At 71.1% G+C, this 16181-nt stretch carries 9 protein-coding genes and 1 tRNA gene; all 10 read right to left on the bottom strand.

Annotated elements, in window-relative coordinates; all coding sequences use genetic code 11:
* Positions 1-7 precede the first annotated feature (7 nt).
* Positions 8-925: a helix-turn-helix transcriptional regulator gene (locus CIB93_RS00900; RefSeq protein WP_179499904.1), complete on the bottom strand. Its 918-nt coding sequence runs from the start codon at positions 923-925 to the stop codon at positions 8-10.
* 83 nt (positions 926-1008) lie between these two features.
* Entirely contained in the window at positions 1009-1245 is a 237-nt protein-coding gene (locus tag CIB93_RS00895) for a DUF397 domain-containing protein (RefSeq protein ID WP_257001947.1), read from the bottom strand.
* Between the two features lie 1271 nt (positions 1246-2516).
* Positions 2517-2590, bottom strand: a tRNA-Thr gene (locus tag CIB93_RS00890).
* A gap of 136 nt (positions 2591-2726) precedes the next feature.
* On the bottom strand, positions 2727-4256 hold the full coding sequence (locus CIB93_RS00885; RefSeq protein ID WP_096622961.1) for an alpha/beta hydrolase: 1530 nt from the start codon (positions 4254-4256) through the stop codon (positions 2727-2729).
* Positions 4257-4337: 81 nt separating this feature from the next.
* Positions 4338-5543 (bottom strand): DNA polymerase III subunit delta', encoded by a 1206-nt coding sequence (locus CIB93_RS00880; RefSeq protein WP_096622959.1) that lies wholly within the window; start codon positions 5541-5543, stop codon positions 4338-4340.
* 193 nt (positions 5544-5736) lie between these two features.
* Positions 5737-9072 (bottom strand): dTMP kinase, encoded by a 3336-nt coding sequence (tmk, locus tag CIB93_RS00875; RefSeq protein WP_096622957.1) that lies wholly within the window; start codon positions 9070-9072, stop codon positions 5737-5739.
* A gap of 240 nt (positions 9073-9312) precedes the next feature.
* Positions 9313-12204 (bottom strand): type I DNA topoisomerase, encoded by a 2892-nt coding sequence (topA, locus tag CIB93_RS00870; RefSeq protein ID WP_096622955.1) that lies wholly within the window; start codon positions 12202-12204, stop codon positions 9313-9315.
* A gap of 281 nt (positions 12205-12485) precedes the next feature.
* A complete protein-coding gene (locus CIB93_RS00865) occupies positions 12486-12683 on the bottom strand; it encodes a hypothetical protein (protein ID WP_096623049.1) in 198 nt (65 codons plus the stop codon).
* Complete coding sequence (locus CIB93_RS00860; protein ID WP_257001946.1) at positions 12644-13699, bottom strand: ABC transporter permease; 1056 nt, start codon at positions 13697-13699, stop codon at positions 12644-12646. The genes CIB93_RS00865 and CIB93_RS00860 overlap by 40 nt, the downstream gene beginning before the upstream one ends.
* Before the next feature lie 939 nt (positions 13700-14638).
* Positions 14639-16180 carry a methyltransferase gene (locus CIB93_RS00850; protein WP_179499903.1) on the bottom strand — a complete coding sequence of 514 codons (1542 nt, stop codon included), beginning with the start codon at positions 16178-16180 and terminating at the stop codon, positions 14639-14641.
* Position 16181: the final 1 nt, after the last annotated feature.

Raw genomic sequence — 16181 nt, 5'->3', positions numbered from 1 at the left:
TTGATCTTTAGACCGTGAACCGCTTGAAGGCTTCGATCAGCATTCGACGGCTCTCGGCCCTCGAAGCGGCGGCTTCCGCACTGAGACGGAGCAACAGCTGGACGTGCCTTTCCAGATCGTCTTCCTTGGTGCGGTAGCTCGCCTCCTCGTACCCTTCCAGGTACACCATCTCCGGCGGTCCGCCGAGGCCAAACTTGAGATGGGTCATGGAACCTGAGCCCGCGGAGGCGGCGTTCGCCGCGATAGCAGCGTCTTCCAGCACGAAGCGGATGCTGACGTGAGGCAGGTCGGACATCTCGAGCAGCTTCCACATCTGCCCGGCCATGACCTGGTCGCTGCCGGCGCGGCGTCGCAGAACGGCCTCGTCCATCAGGAAGGTCGCCCGCGGGGGACATGCCTGACCAAAGACGCGGCGCTGCCGTTCCTCTCGCAGTTCGACCCGTCGGTCGACCTCTGCGTGCTCACAGCCGTGCAGTCCCGTCCTGATGACTTCCCTCGCGTACTCCGAGGTCTGAAGGAGGCCGGGGACAACGCCGGACTCGTAGTTCATCAAGTCGGTGGCCAGGCTCTCCAGTCCGAACAGCCGGCGAAGCCACTGGGCAGTGCAATCGTTGAAGTGGGGCTGGAACCACTCCGGCTCTTTGGCTCGGATGGTGAGCCGCTCGAGTGCCGCCCTGGTCTCGAGGTCCACCCCGTAGCGGTCCGCCAGTGTCAGTACGTCTCGAATATCGGGAGGGCTCTCCGCTCTCTCCAAACGACTGATCTTGGAGACCGAAGCATCAATCGCCTTTGCGGCCACCTTCGCGGGCATCCCGCCCCGAAGGCGCCGAAGGTCCACTCCGAGCATGATGGCAGCGGCCGTCGGCGTCGCTTCTCGCGCGAAAGCACGGAACAAGGGAACAGGGTCATCGGGCACAGCAGACACGCGAACTCCGTTCATCGACGCTTACGCCCCGATGATGGCATGACGATAGTCCGCGTGTCGCTCGAACTCCTCTTTGCCTGACCTCAGTTCGCCGTCAGGTGATCGAACTCGCCCTTCCGAGCGCCGTCCAAGAAGGCGTCAACCTCTGCCGCAGTGAAGAGTAATGCCGGACCGTGGGGGTCCCTGGAGTTACGCAGTGCGACGACACCCTTCTCGATCGGCGCCAGCTCGATGCACTGGCCGTTCGCCGCACTCTTGTGGCTCTTTGTCCATACTGCATCAAACGAGCTGGCAGGGATTCCGTTTCTACAATTCTCCACGCCAAGCCTCCCTTTAGTTCGATTATCGGATTGTTTCTGTCGCCTACCCGTAGTGGTCGGGGAACGCCGCAGGTGGGAGAGCCATGCAATCCCATCGTGCAATTGCATGGCTTGAGCGTGAAGGAATGCTAGCCCCAGGTAATCGAACTCCGCCGTCCCTCGAACGGGTGGCCTGCCCGCAGAGAGGGCCAGCGGGCAGCGACCTGCTGGGCGTATCCCACAAGGTGATGCCTCTGGCATGTGCCATCGAGGGCGAATGCAGTGATTCCCTGGCCGCCATGGTGAATACGGAGCGTGAGGTTCGAGTCGTCATCTCATCGGTGCGGCAAACATCGACCTCAGGTGTGGCTTCTCGTATAAAGGTTCGATACCCACAGCTCTCGGCGTGCGCCTCGGCATGGCTCTGAGGGCGGGGTCGTGAGACCGGCCTGACAGGTGACGAGGTGGGCAGGCTTTCCCTCCCAAGGACCGGGGCTGGGAGGCTGCCGCGAGCCTCGCTGAGTTGCCGGATGACCTGCCGCTATCAGTCCTTGGCGCCCCATGTGGAAGGGGTCGGCACCCGAGGTGCCCGGCCCCTTCCACATGGAGGTCTCGCTCAGGCGCGGCCAAGGGTTCGGGTGATCCACCCGTTCGCAGGAGCTTGCAACCAGTACCTAGGTACCGGATTACCGTCGGAGGTGTTCCCTTCGAGTGGCCGTGTTCACCGCGTCCCTGCACCGCACGGTGGGGCACCTGGACGAACTGCCTGAGCGTGGGGACCGCTGCGACCCGCAGTGCGCCTTCCTCGGCCGGACCCCTGCGGCGCCGCCCATACCCTCCGGGCGGCCGTGCCCTGCCGTCCGCCGCCTTTCCTCTCGTCTCGCCTGTCCTTGAGCAAGGAGCACGTGCGTTGTCGCAGTCAGCGTCGTCGTCCTCGTCGAGCTCAACCGCGTCCGGATCACGCAGCGGGTATGCCGCCGGCCTCGCCGACGTCAAGGCTGGTGATTCTCCATCAGCCGAAGCCGCAGGTCGTCCGGTTTATGGGAACCCGCCAAGAACGCCTCCGGCCGCCGGGCTCCGATGGACCGCGGACGCCCGCTCAGTTCCGGCCGGTCACCGTCCACCGGTGGCCATGTGGTTGTCCACCGCTCTGCACGCTCACTGCACGCCTGTCCACCGGTTGTCCACCGGCGGCGATCATGGAGCCTCGAACTGAGCACCCCACCCACGACATCTGACCTCGAAAACCACAAAGGCCCAGGTCAGAGGCTATCTGTCCTGGGCCTTCACTGAGCCGCCTTCGGGATTCGAACCCGAGACCTACGCATTACGAGTGCGTTGCTCTGGCCAACTGAGCTAAGGCGGCGCGCCCCGTCGCACCATGGTGCGATCAGCAGCGGGGCCAAGTCTACACAGTTTCCGGGGGTGCTCCGCACAGGGCACCCCCGGAGACGTTTACGCAGGTCAGGACGGGGCGGAACGGGGCCGGACAGGTCAGGGGGTCAGGTGCACTTCTTGCCGTCCGTGGGCGGGGTGCCGTCCAGGAGGTACGTGTTGATCGCCGTGTCGATGCAGTCGCTGCCCCGGCCGTACGCGGTGTGGCCGTCGCCGTCGTAGGTGAGCAGGGTGCCGGAGGAGAGCTGGGCGGCGAGGGATTCGGACCACTTGTACGGGGTGGCCGGGTCGCGGGTGGTGCCGACGACGACGATCGGGTCGGCGCCCTTCGCCTCGGTGCGGTGGGGGGTACCGGTGGCCTTCGCGGGCCAGTAGGCGCAGTTCAGGGAGGCCCAGGCGAAGCCTCGGCCGAAGACCGGGGAGGCCTTCTCGAAGCCGGGGACGGCCTTCTCCACGGCGTCGGGGCCGTCGAAGGCGGGCGGGAGGTCGAGGCAGTTCACGGCGGCGTTGGCGAACATCAGGTTCGCGTACCTCCCGTCCGGCTCTCGCTCGTAGTAGCTGTCGGCCAGCGAGAGGAGGCCCGAGCCGTCGCTGCGCTGTGCGCCTTCCAGGGCCTCGCGGAGCTGGGGCCAGGCCGCCTCGTCGTACATGGCGGCGATCACCCCGGTCGTCGCCAGGGACTCGCCGAGCTCGCGGTCGTCGCCGGTCGGGATCGGCTTGGCGTCCAGGTCCGCGAAGAGCTGCTTCAGCGCGGTCGCCGCGTCGGCGGTCGTCGTGGTGCCCAGCGGGCAGTCCGGCTGCTTGACGCAGTCGGCGGCGAAGGACTGGAAGGCCCCCTCGAAGCCCGCGGTCTGGTCGCGGTTCATGTCGATGGCCTTGAGGGACGGGTCCATCGCCCCGTCCAGGACGAGCCGCCCGGACCGGTCCGGGAAGAGTTCCGCGTACGTGGCGCCCAGGAAGGTCCCGTACGAGGCGCCGACGTAGTGCAGCTTCTCGTCCCCGAGCAGGCCCCGCAGGATGTCCATGTCCCGGGCCGTGTCGACGGTGGAGACGTACGGGAGGATCTCGCCGCTCCGCTTCTCGCAGCCCGCCGCGAACTTCTCGAAGGCCCCCTTGAGCTCCTGGACCTCCGCCTCGTCGTCCGGTGTCTGGTCCACCTGGGTATAGGTGTCCATTTCCTTGCCCGTCAGGCACTCCACCGGTTCGCTGCGGGCCACGCCGCGCGGGTCGATGGCCACCATGTCGTAGCGGGCCCGGACCGGAGCCGGGTAGCCGAGTGCCGCGTACCCCTGGAGATAGCCGATCGCGGAGCCGCCGGGGCCGCCCGGGTTCACCAGGAGCGAGCCGATCCGTTCGCCGGGGCCGGTGGCCTTCTTACGGGAGACGGCGAGGCCGATGTCGCCGTCGTCCGGCTTCTCGTAGTCCCTCGGCGCTTTCATCGTCGTGCACTCGAACCCCTCCACCCCGCAGTCGCGCCAGCTCAGCTTCTGCGTGTAGTACGACGACAGCTCCTCGGGGGCCGCGGTGCCGGTGGCCGATGCGCTCGGCGACGAGCCTCCGCCGCTGCAGCCGGAGATGAGGAGGCCGGCAGTGCCGATCCCGATGGCGAAGGTGCGGAGCAGGCGCCTGGTATCCATCCTGGGAGCGTATCCGGCAGGTGACGAGTCGTCCGATTCCCTGCTCATTCGGGTGAACAGGGACCCATCCTGATCGTCGTCTCAGCCCGCCCGCAGCGCCATCGTCATCGCCTCCACCGCCAGCAGCGGCGCCACATTGCGGTCCATCGCCTCCCGGCAGGCGGTCACCGCCTCGATCCTGCGCAGCGTCTGCGCGGGCGTCGAGGACTCCGCGATCCGCTCCAGGGAGTCCTGCACATCCGCGTTGGCGATCGCCAGCTTCGAACCGAACTGGAGCGCCAGCACATCGCGGTAGAACCCGGTGAGCTCGGTGAGGGCCAGGTCGAGGCTGTCGCGCTGCGTACGCGTCTTGCGGCGCTTCTGCTTGTCCTCCAGCTCCTTCATCGCCCCCGCCGTACCGCGCGGCATCCGCCCCCCGGCCACCCCGCCGAGCGCCGCCTTCAGGTCCTCGGCCTCCTTGCCGTCTACCTCCTCAGCCAGCTGCTTGGCGTCGTCGGTGGCCGTGTCGATCAGCTCCTGGGCCGCCTTGAGGCAGCCGCCCACGTCGGCGATCCGCAGCGGGACCTTGAGCACCGCGGCCCGCCGTGCCCGCGCCCGCTCGTCCGTGGCCAGGCGGCGGGCCCGGCCGATGTGCCCCTGGGTGGCCCGGGCCGCGGAGTGGGCCTGGGCCGGATCGACGCCGTCGCGGCGGATCAGGACGTCGGCCACGGCCTCCACCGGCGGGGTGCTCAGGGTCAGATGACGGCAGCGGGAACGGATCGTGGGCAGGACGTCTTCGAGGGAAGGGGCACACAGCATCCAGACCGTGCGCGGCGCGGGCTCCTCGACCGCCTTCAGCAGGACGTTGCCCGCGCCCTCGGTGAGGCGGTCGGCGTCCTCCATGACGATGACCTGCCACCGGCCGACCGCCGGGGAGAGCTGGGCCCGGCGGACCAGGTCGCGGGTCTCCTTCACTCCGATCGAGAGCAGGTCCGTACGGATCACCTGGACGTCGGCGTGCGTACCGATCAGGCTCGTGTGGCAGCCGTCGCAGAACCCGCAGCCGGGCTCCCCGCCCAACGCCCGGTCCGGGCTGGTGCACTGGAGCGCGGCGGCGAAGGCCCGGGCGGCGGTGGACCGCCCGGAACCCGGCGGTCCGGTGAACAGCCAGGCATGGGTCATCTTCGAGCCCTGCTCCAGCGCCTCACCGTCGGAGACGGCCGTGACCAACGCATCGGCATCCCTGGCGGCAGCGGCGAGCTGTTCCCTCACTCGGTCCTGTCCGACCAGGTCGTCCCATACGGTCATGGGTCACCGCCCTTCCGGTGGTGTCGTGCGGGTGGTGCGGAGACGTACGGCGACAGCGCCCCGTGCCATCGCCCGTCGGATGCCATCCCTCGTCCGCCGTCCCTCGTCGGATTCCATTGTGGGGGACGCCACTGACAAGTCCGGCCCGCCCACCCCTCAGGGGCGGACGGGCCGGACTCCGGACAGGGTCGGGTCAGCCGCGCGGACGGCGCCCCCGGCCTCCAGCGGCCCCGTCGCCCTCGTCGTCGTGACCGCCGAGCAGCTCGTCCGCCAGGGTCGGCAGATCGTCCAGCGGGGTCTCCTCGGCCCAGTCCGGGCGGGGGCGCTTGCGGCGGCCCTGCTGCGTCCGGTCCGAGGCCTCCGCGGCCCGCGGGTCCTCGATCTGCGGCAGTTCCCGGGTGCGCTCGTTCTCGCTCTCCGCGGGCGAGGGCTCAGGGCTCTCGTCCCGGAAGAAGCCCTTGGGCACCCGGTCGGAGGGCTGTTCCCCCCGCACCGGCGGCAGCACTGCCGTCTCGTCCGCGTCCCGGGCGTCCCGGGCGCCCGCGTCCGGACGCCGGTCCGTGACGCGCGGCAGCATCGCCGTCTCGTCCTCCCCGGAGGGGGCCCGGCGGTCGGACGGTGCGCCGCCCTCCGGTCGGGGCGGGTAGGCCGTCGGCACCGGCTGCGTGATCTCGTTCGGGTTCACGATCGGCGTGGGCACCGTGATCTCGTTCTCCGGCACGGACCGCCCGGAGGAACCGGAGGAGCCGGAGGAATCCGAAGTACCGGAGGAACCGGAGGAACCCGAAGGACCAGCGGCCCCGAAAGCCCCGGCAGCCCCTGGCCCCGACCCCGCCGGACCGAAGCCCTCCGAGCGCGAAGACGCCTCCCCACGAGCCGCCTCGACCCTCGCAGCCTCAGCCCTCGCCGCCTCGGCCCGCTCGGCTTCCGCCCGCGCGGCCTCCGTACGGGCCGCCGCCTCCTCCTCGGCACGGCGGCGGGCCTCCTCGGCTCGCAGCAGGGCTTCCTCGGCCTTGCGCTGCTTCTCCAGCCTCTGCGCCTCGGCCTCCCTGCGGAGCCGCGCCTCCTCCTCGGCCTGCTTGCGCAGGCGTTCCTGCTCGGCCTCGCGGACCCGCTCCTCGGCCTCCAGCCGGAGCCGGTCCTCCTCGGCACGGCGGCGGGCCTCCTCGGCGCGCTGCCGGGCCTCTTCCGCCTGGCGTTCGGCCTCGCGGCGGCGGGCCTCCTCCAGCTCGCGCTGCTTGCGCTCCTCCTCCTCGGCGCGCAGCCGGGCGAGCTGCTCCTGGCGCTCCTTCTCCAGGCGTTCCTCCTCGGCCTTGCGGGCAGCCTCTTCCTCCGCCTTGCGCCGGGCCTCCTCCTCGGCCGCCCTCCGCGCCTCCTCGATGGCCTCGATCTCGGCCTCGGAGAGCGGGAGAACCTGGTCGAGCCGGTGACGTACGACCGTGGTGATCGACTCCGGTTCCTGCCCGGCGTCCACCACCAGGTAACGCGTCGGGTCGGCCGCGGCCAGGGTCAGGAACCCGGACCGTACGCGCTCGTGGAACTCGACCGGCTCCGACTCCAGCCGGTCCGGCGCCTCCGTGAACCGCTCTCGCGCGGTGGCCGGGTCGACGTCCAGCAGCACCGTCAGATGCGGTACGAGGCCGCTCGTCGCCCACCGCGAGATCCGCGCGATCTCGGTGGGAGCCAGGTCCCGGCCCGCGCCCTGGTAGGCGACGGACGAGTCGATGTAGCGGTCGGAGATGACGATCGCGCCGCGCTCCAGGGCCGGGCGGACGACGGCGTCGACGTGCTCGGCTCGGTCGGCGGCGTACAGCAGGGCCTCGGCCCGGTTGGAGAGACCGGCGGAGGACACGTCCAGCAGGATCGACCGCAGCCGCTTTCCGACCGGGGTGGCCCCGGGCTCGCGGGTGACGACGACCTCGTGGCCCTTGGCCCGGATCCACTCGGCGAGCGCCTCGACCTGGGTGGACTTGCCCGCTCCGTCGCCGCCCTCCAGGGCGAGGAAGAAGCCGGTGGCGGCGGGCGCGACGGCCGGTTCGCCGCCACGCAGCGCCTCGCTCAGATCCCGGCGCAGCGGCACGCCCGCCCGGTCGTCCGTCTTGGCGAGGACGACGGCGGCGACGGGCAGCAGCAGCGCGCCGAGCAGCATCAGGGTGAAGGCGGCCCCGCCGTGGGCGAACACGAAGTCGCCCGCGACCAGGCGGTGCTGTCCGATCGCGGCGGCCAGCAGCGGCCCCGCGACCGCGCCGAGCGCGACGAGCACCCGGACGACGGCCTGGAGGTGATCGGTCGTCCGGGCCTGCCGGAACGCCTCGGTCTCCTGGTCGATCAGGGTGTGCCCGGTGTTCGCGGCGACCCCGGCGGCGTAACCGGCGAGCAGCGCGATGGCGATCCCGGTCGCCGTGTCCGGCACCAGGCCGAGCGCGAGGAGCGCCAGGCCGGTGACGGCGATGGCCAGCGCCAGCAGGCGGCGGCGCGACAGGGTGGGCAGGACGTGGCGCGCGGTGCGGATGCCGAGGGCGCTGCCGCCGGTCAGGCCGAGGATCAGCAGCGCGAACGTGACGGGCCCGCCGCCGAGGTCGTAGGCGTGCAGTACGGATACGGCCGCGGCCGCGGCGACGGCTCCGGCCACGGCGGCGCAGGCGGCCACCAGCAGCGGAACGGCGCCGGTGCGGCCCTTGTCGGGCCCGTTGCCGGTGGCGGGGCGGCGCAGGCCCTCCAGCGGGGAGCGCGGCCGGGGCGTCTGGGTGGCCGGGAACTCCAGGAAGTACAGGGTGGAGATGGAGGCGGAGAAGAGCCCGGCCGCGACATACGACCCCAGAGCCGCCTGGTGGAAGGAGAACCACTCCAGACCCGAGCCGAGGATGTTGCCGATCAGCGTGGCGGCCAGCAGGACCGCCGCGGCAGCGGGCAGCGCGAGGAAGTTCGTTCGGAGGGACAGCCTGCGCAGGGCGTCGTGGTGGTCGGGCAGCGGGCGTACCGCGGCGCCTTCGAGGGGCGGGGCGGGGAGCAGTGCCGGGGCGGCGCTCTCCTTGGCCACGGCCCACAGGCGCTCGGCCGCGCCGGTCACGAAGACGGTGATGAGGACCATCATGAGCGCCTTGTCAGGCATCCAGTCGATCCACAGCGGGGCGATGACCAGGAGCAGCAGGCGCAGCCCGTCGACCCCGATCATCAGCCATCGCCGGTCCAGCTTGCCGCCGGGCACCGTGAGCGAGGTCAGAGGCCCCAGGAGTACGGCTCCGAAGAGCAGGGTGGAAAGGATCCGGACGCCGAACACGGCGGCGACGGCGAAGGCCACCCCGCGGTATCCGGCCCCGAATGAGCCCTCGAGGACCGCCGCTTGCAGCGACAGCAGCACCAGCACGAGAAGGGCGAGTGCATCGCCGATACCGCCGACGAGCTGGGCGCTCCACAACCGCTTCAGCGGGGGAACACGCAACAGGGCTCGTACGGCGCGCTCGCGTGAGTCTGCGGCAAGTGTGTCGGAGGTGGGGCTCACGACCGTTGGCTGCTCGGCTCGCGTCATCCGCCCAGCCTATCGGCAGTGGTGCGGTGACTGTCGGCCCGTCCGAACATACGGCCGCAGACGGCTTCCGGCCACTCTGGTCCCCGGCCTCCGACGCACCGCCGCCCGGCACCTGCGGTGAGGTGCCGGGCGGCGGTGGCGGTGCGCGTGCCCGATACCGGTGTGCGGTGACGCGTGTGCGCTGCCGGTGCGGGTGTGCCCTGACGCGTGTGCGGTGACGGTGCGGGTGTGACGGGCCTGTCAGTCGTCCGACGGAGCGGCGGAAGAGGCCGAGGCCGTCTTCTTCGCCGTCGTCTTCTTGGCGGCCGTCTTGGTGGCCGTCGCCTTCTTGGCCGTCGTCTTCTTCGCCGCGGTCTTCTTCGCGGCCGTGGTCTTGGCGGCCGTGGTCTTCTTCGCGGCCGTCTTCTTGGCCGTCGCCTTCTTCGCCGGGGCCTTCTTCGCCGTCTTCTTCTTGGCGGGTCCCTTGGCGCGCTTCTCGGCGAGCAGCTCGTAGCCGCGCTCCGGCGTGATCTCCTCAACGCTGTCGCCGGTCCGCAGGGTGGCGTTGGTCTCACCGTCGGTGACGTACGCGCCGAAGCGGCCGTCCTTCACCACTACCGGCGAACCGCTGACCGGGTCGGTGCCCAGCTCCTTCAGCGGCGGCTTGGCTGCGGCCCGGCCGCGCTGCTTGGGCTGGGCGTAGATCGCGAGGGCCTCTTCGAGGGTGATGTCGAAGAGCTGGTCCTCGGAGGTGAGCGACCGGGAGTCGGTGCCCTTCTTCAGATACGGGCCGTAGCGGCCGTTCTGCGCGGTGATCTCGACGCCCTCGGCGTCCTCGCCGACGACGCGCGGCAGCGACATCAGCTTGAGGGCGTCGGCGAGGGTGACCGTGTCGAGGGACATGGACTTGAAGAGGGAGGCGGTCCGCGGCTTCACCGCGTTCTTGCCGGTCTTCGGCGTCCCCTCGGGCAGCACCTCGGTGACGTACGGACCGTAGCGCCCGTCCTTGGCGATGATCTGGTTGCCGCTGACCGGGTCGGCGCCCAGCTCGAAGTCGCCGCTGGGCTTGGCCAGCAGCTCTTCCGCGAGCTCGACGGTCAGCTCGTCGGGGGCCAGGTCCTCGGGGACGTCGGCGCGCTGGTGGCCCTCGGCGTCCTTCTCACCGCGCTCGATGTACGGGCCGTAGCGGCCGACGCGGAGCTTGATGTCGTTGCCGACCGGGAAGGAGGAGATCTCCCGGGCGTCGATCGCGCCGAGGTCGGTGACCAGCTCCTTCAGGCCGCCGAGGTGGTCGCCGTCGCCGTTGCCCGCGTCGGAGGCCGCACCGGCACCGGAGGTGTCGTCACCGGGCTGCGCCCCGAAGTAGAAACGCTTCAGCCACGGCACGGACTGGGCCTCGCCGCGTGCGATGCGGTCGAGGTCGTCCTCCATACGGGCGGTGAAGCCGTAGTCGACGAGCCGGCCGAAGTGCTTCTCCAGCAGGTTGACGACGGCGAAGGACAGGAAGGACGGGACGAGCGCGGTGCCCTTCTTGAAGACGTAGCCGCGGTCCAGGATGGTCCCGATGATCGAGGCGTACGTCGACGGGCGGCCGATCTCGCGCTCTTCCAGCTCCTTGACCAGCGAGGCCTCGGTGTAGCGGGCCGGGGGCTTGGTGGCGTGCCCGTCGACCGTGACCTCGTCGGCGGACAGCGCGTCGCCCTCGGCGACCTGCGGCAGCCGCCGCTCGCGGTCGTCCAGCTCGGCGTTCGGGTCATCAGCGCCCTCGACGTACGCCTTCATGAAGCCGTGGAAGGTGATCGTCTTGCCGGAGGCGGAGAACTCGGCGTCCCGGCCGTCGCTCGCCCGGCCGCCGATCTTGACGGTGACGGAGTTGCCGGTCGCGTCCTTCATCTGGGAGGCGACGGTCCGCTTCCAGATCAGCTCGTAGAGCCGGAACTGGTCACCGGTGAGCCCGGTCTCGGCAGGCGTGCGGAAGCGGTCGCCGGAGGGGCGGATCGCCTCGTGCGCTTCCTGCGCGTTCTTGACCTTGCCCGCGTACGTACGCGGCTTCTCGGGGAGGTAGTTCGCCCCGTACAGCTGCGTGACCTGGGCCCGGGCCGCGGAGACCGCGGTGTCCGAGAGGGTGGTGGAGTCCGTACGCATATAGGTGATGAAGCCGTTCTCGTACAGCTTCTGCGCCACCTGCATGGTCGCCTTCGCCCCGAAGCCCAGCTTGCGGCTCGCCTCCTGCTGGAGGGTCGTGGTCCGGAAGGGGGCGTACGGGGAACGGCGGTACGGCTTCGACTCGACGGACCGGACCGCGAAGGAGGAGTCGGCGAGCGCGGCGGCCAGGGCACGGGCGTTCGCCTCGTCCAGGTGCAGGGTCTGGGCGGACCCTGCCTTCAGCTGACCGTCGGGGCCGAAGTCACGGCCCTGGGCGATCCGGCGGCCGTCGACCGCGCTGAGGCGGGCGGTGAGCGTCGAGGGATCGGAGGCGTCACCGGTACGGCCGGTGGCGAAGGTGCCGGTGAGGTCCCAGTACTCGGCGGAGCGGAAGGCGATGCGCTCGCGCTCCCGCTCGACGACGAGCCGGGTGGCGACGGACTGCACACGGCCCGCCGAGAGCCGCGGCATGACCTTCTTCCACAGGACCGGCGAGACCTCGTAGCCGTAGAGGCGGTCGAGGATACGGCGGGTCTCCTGGGCGTCGACCATGCGCTGGTTGAGCTCGCGCGGGTTGGCGACGGCGGCCCTGATCGCGTCCTTGGTGATCTCGTGGAAGACCATCCGGTGGACCGGGACCTTGGGCCTCAGCACTTCCTGGAGGTGCCACGCGATGGCTTCGCCCTCGCGGTCCTCATCGGTGGCGAGGAAGAGTTCGTCGGACTCGGCCAGCAGCTGCTTCAGCTTCCTGACCTGGGCCTTCTTGTCGGCGTTGACGACATAGATGGGCTGGAAGTCATGTTCGACGTCCACCCCGAGGCGGCGTACCTCGCCGGTGTACTCGTCCGGGACCTCGGCCGCGCCGTTCGGGAGGTCGCGGATGTGCCCGACGCTCGCCTCGACGACGTATCCGGGGCCGAGATAGCCCTTGATCGTCTTCGCCTTGGCAGGCGACTCGACGATGACGAGTCGGCGGCCGCCCTGTGCGGTCTCGCTGGTCGGGGACAACTTCGCTCTTCTCTCCGGTCGACGCTCGATGGGCATCCGGGCAGCGTCGAGACGCTGCCTGCGGTGCTGTCGCTGCGGAGTGTGACGGTACAACCCGCCCCCGTGTCAAACGGCAAAAGCCCGCAACGGCCACTCGAACGGTAACCCGACTTCCGCCATTCCTGCCGCCCGGACCGTCGGGTCCGCGCCGCGCGAAGCCCTGACCCACGTGTTTCCGAAGGCGGTACCGGTACCCGCCGGGCGGCCCACCGCCCCGGGCGCGCCCCGCCGGGGGGCGGGGATCAGACGAGCGTGAAGCACCACACGCCGAGGGCGAGAAAAACTACGCCGAAGAGCGTCGTGAGTGCGGTGGAGGCGACGGGGCTCACACCGTGCGCAACCGGCGCGCGATGCAGAACGCGCGCCCCTGTCCAGATGAGGAGGGCGGCACCGAACAGCGTCAGGGCCGTCCCGGCGAAGACTGCTGAGACGCTCTCCATGTCGTTCCCCTCGTCATGCCCCTCGGCTGTCTTGACCGTCCCGGGGAGGCTGCCACCCCGGGACATCGCCCACACGAACCCCGGGTGAACAGCACTCCCCCGCCGCACGACGCACCGACGCCTTCGCCCGAGCGGCGCATCCCTATGGCCCCCATGGCCCCCCATGGCCCTCTCCGGCCTGGCGGTCGCGTCCTGGCCTGGCGGTCGCACCCGGGCCTGGCGGTCGCGTCGCATACGTCACATGACGTCGAGGGTCGCGCGCCGTCGGCCGCCCCGCTCGAAGGCCGCCGGAAGGAGCACGGCGAGCAGCCCGTACCCGGCGCCGACCAGCAGCTCGGTCCCGAGCAGCCCCCCGTTGAGGCGGCCGGCGCGCGGGCGGCCTCCACGGCATGGGTGAGCGGCAGCACGTCGCCCGTCGCCCGCATCCAGCCGGGGAGCACCTCACGCGGCACGTTCGCCCCGGTGAGCAGGAACAGCAGGGATCCGGCCACGTTGGAGACCAGGAAGACGTCCCGGAAGTGCAGCCCGAGCGCACCCAGCGCCAGCCCGAACGCCGAGCACCCGGCGGCGCCCGCGACGAGCACCGCCCCGAGCCCCGGCAGAGCACCGACCGGAATCCGCAGGCCGAGCAGGAGCGAAGCGGCGGAGAGGGTGAAGACGCTGATGAGGAGTCCGTTGAGGACATAGGGAAGAGCCCGGCCGATCCAGAGCGGAGCCCGGTGGCGGGGGCTGAGAAGCACCGCTCCCAGGGTCCCGTACCGGCGCTCGTTGGAGAGCGCCATCGTGCCACCGTGGAAACACGCGGTGGAGGCGGCGAGCACCGTGTTGCCCAGCAGATAGAAGTGGTCGTCGGCCACCTGGAGCTGACGTCCGAGGAATACGAAGCAGAGGAGCTGGAGCAGCGACCCGACCAGCAGGGTGCCGATGAACATGGGCGGCGTCGTCCAGCTGAACAGGGCGCGGTACGAGATGGCTCCGACGACGAGGCGGCGCAAGGTACGGAGGGTGGCGGGCATACGGCGGCTCCTGGCCATCGTCATCAGGCGAGCGAAAGCGTGGCCGCGGCCCGGGCACGGCGTTCGACCCGGCCGAGGACGAGCACGGCGAGCAGCGCGTAGAACGCCCCGAGGGCGAGGGGGCGGCCATGGGCACCAGCACGTCGGCAGTACCGCTCACTCCTCCCGCCCCGCCCCCTCCGCCCACTCCGTCCGGCCCGCCGGAGGTCGCCGCGTGCACGGCCCGCGCCCCCCAAGTGGTGGGCAGCGCCCAGGAGACCGGAAACGCCCACTCCGGCAGTACGGTGACGGTCTGCGCGCTGTCGCGTTCCTCGGCCGCCGCGCCCCGTTCGCCGGGCAGAGCACGGATGCGGTCGAGGTGTTCGTCGCCCGCGCCGTACGCGTCGATCTCCCGGATATCGCGTTCCTGAAAGCGGGACTTGAGCCTGCCGGGGGTGTCGAGCGCGCGTATCTCGCCGCCCGCGATGGCCACGATGGCCGCGATCCGGTGGGCCAGTGCTGCTCCAGCGCACCTTCCCAGTACGCCGCGTAGGCCTCGGCGAGGGTGGCGCAGGCGGACTCGGGGTCGTCCACGTACGGCCGGACGTGCGGGTGTTCCTCCATCCCCGCGTAGTGCTCCCTTACGCCCTTGAGGACGACGTCGCCCGGGGTGGCACGGATGATGTCCAGCTCGGCGTCGACGGACGAGACTCCGACCGGCAGGGGCAGCAGGCAGTCCGGGAAGCTGTGCGACCCATGGGCCGGGAGCCGCAGCGGCCGTGTGCGCTCGTCGTGCCGCAGCGCCTCGCGGGCCCGGGCCACTCAGTGCTCGTACGGCCAGGAGGGGGCACGGTGCGGCAGCGCGAGGTGCCTGCTGCAGAACGCGTCCCACAGCGGGCTGACAGCGATCCGGGGGCCCCGAGCGTGGCTTCGTCCAGCCCGATCCGGATCACGCCGCCCTCACCCGAGGCCCTTTCTCGTCGTACCCCCGGCCACCGGCTCCAGGAAGCCCTCCTCGACCAGCAGCCGGATCGCCTGCGGGGTGCGGTCGCGCAGGAGCACCGGGTCCTCGGACATCAACTGCGCGATGGCGTCCAGGATGCGCCCCGCGGGCAGCGAGCCGTCGCACACACCGGCGAACCCGGCGGCCACCGCGTCCACCTTGGTCGCCCGCATCATGCCCCGGTGCTGACGCAGCACCACATGCTCGGGGTCCTCCGCGCCGGGCAGGCCGACCTGCTCCTGGACCACCTCGGCGGCCAGGCTGAAGTGCCCGGCGAGCAGGGCCGCGTCGTCCTGGTCGCGGAGGTAGTCCTGGCGGGCGAAGTGGTCCTGGACGGCCCGGCCGAGCGGCTGCTGCACGGCGTGCGGCCATTCCTCGACGACGACCGAGGGATTCCCGGCGGCGGCCGCGGCGGACTTGCGCAGGGTGATCCAGCCGAAGCCGACGGCCTTGGTGCCGCGCGCCTCGAACTCGTCGAGCCACGCCTCGTACCGCTCGGTGTACTCGGCGGGGTCGCTGCGGTGGTCACCGCTGTCCCGCAGCCACAGCTCGGCGTACTGCGTGACGTCCTGGACCTCGCGCTGCACGATCCAGGCGTCACAGCCGGACGGCACCCAGGAACGCAGCCGGTCCTGCCACTCCTCGCCCTCCACGTGCTGCCAGTTGGCGAGGAACTGGGCGTAGCCCCCCTCATTCAGGTGGTCCCCGGACTGCTGCACCAGCGTGCGGCACAGGTCGTCGCCGCCCATGCCGCCGTCCCGGTATGTGAGGCGGGCGCCGGGCGAGATGACGAAGGGCGGGTTGGAGACGATCAGGTCGAACGTGTCGGAGCCGACCGGCTCGAAGAGGGAGCCCTCGCGCAGGTCGGCGGGGGCGGCGCCGGACAGGGCCAGGGTGAGCCGGGTGAACTCCAGGGCGCGCGGGTTGAGGTCCGTGGCGGTGACCCGGGTCGCGTGCTGGGCGGCGTGCAGCGCCTGGATGCCGGAGCCCGTACCGAGGTCGAGGGCGGAGGCCACCGGCGTACGCACGGTGATCCCGGCGAGGGTGGTGGAGGCCCCGCCGACGCCGAGGACGACGCCCTCCTCGCGCGAGCCGATCCCGCCCGCACCGCCGACCGCGCATCCGAGGTCGGACACGATGAACCAGTCCTCGCCGTCCGGGCCCCCGTACGGCCGTACGTCGACGCTCGCGCGGACCTCACCGCCCGCACCGCCCTCACGGGTCACCCAGCCGTCCGCGACGCACTCCTCCAGCGGCAGGGCGGCACGGGCCTGCTCCTGGGCGACGGGGCGCTGGAGAAGGAACAGCCTCACCAGCGTGTCGAGCGGCGTGCCGCCCCGGGTGGCCCGCAGGGCGGGGACCGTCTCGCTGCGGGCGAGGGCGGCATAGGCGGGCGCGCCGAGCCGGTCGAGAAGCCCGTCGGCGGTGAAGTCCGCGGCGAGCAGGGCCTCGCGGAGGACGGCGGCATGGTCGGTTGCGGGAAGGCTGGTCTTACTCACG

This window comes from Streptomyces sp. WZ.A104 (assembly GCF_002382885.1).
GTDB lineage: Bacteria > Actinomycetota > Actinomycetes > Streptomycetales > Streptomycetaceae > Streptomyces.
This window is presented reverse-complemented; position numbering and strand designations above follow the sequence as displayed.

Coding starts and splice junctions, on each gene's coding strand:
- CIB93_RS00880 (WP_096622959.1), bottom strand. CDS start 5,543: ATGACCGTATGGGACGACCTGGTCGGACAGGACCGAGTGAGGGAACAG.
- CIB93_RS00865 (WP_096623049.1), bottom strand. CDS start 12,683: ATGGAGAGCGTCTCAGCAGTCTTCGCCGGGACGGCCCTGACGCTGTTC.
- CIB93_RS00860 (WP_257001946.1), bottom strand. CDS start 13,699: ATGCCCGCCACCCTCCGTACCTTGCGCCGCCTCGTCGTCGGAGCCATC.
- CIB93_RS00885 (WP_096622961.1), bottom strand. CDS start 4,256: ATGGATACCAGGCGCCTGCTCCGCACCTTCGCCATCGGGATCGGCACT.
- tmk (WP_096622957.1), bottom strand. CDS start 9,072: ATGACGCGAGCCGAGCAGCCAACGGTCGTGAGCCCCACCTCCGACACA.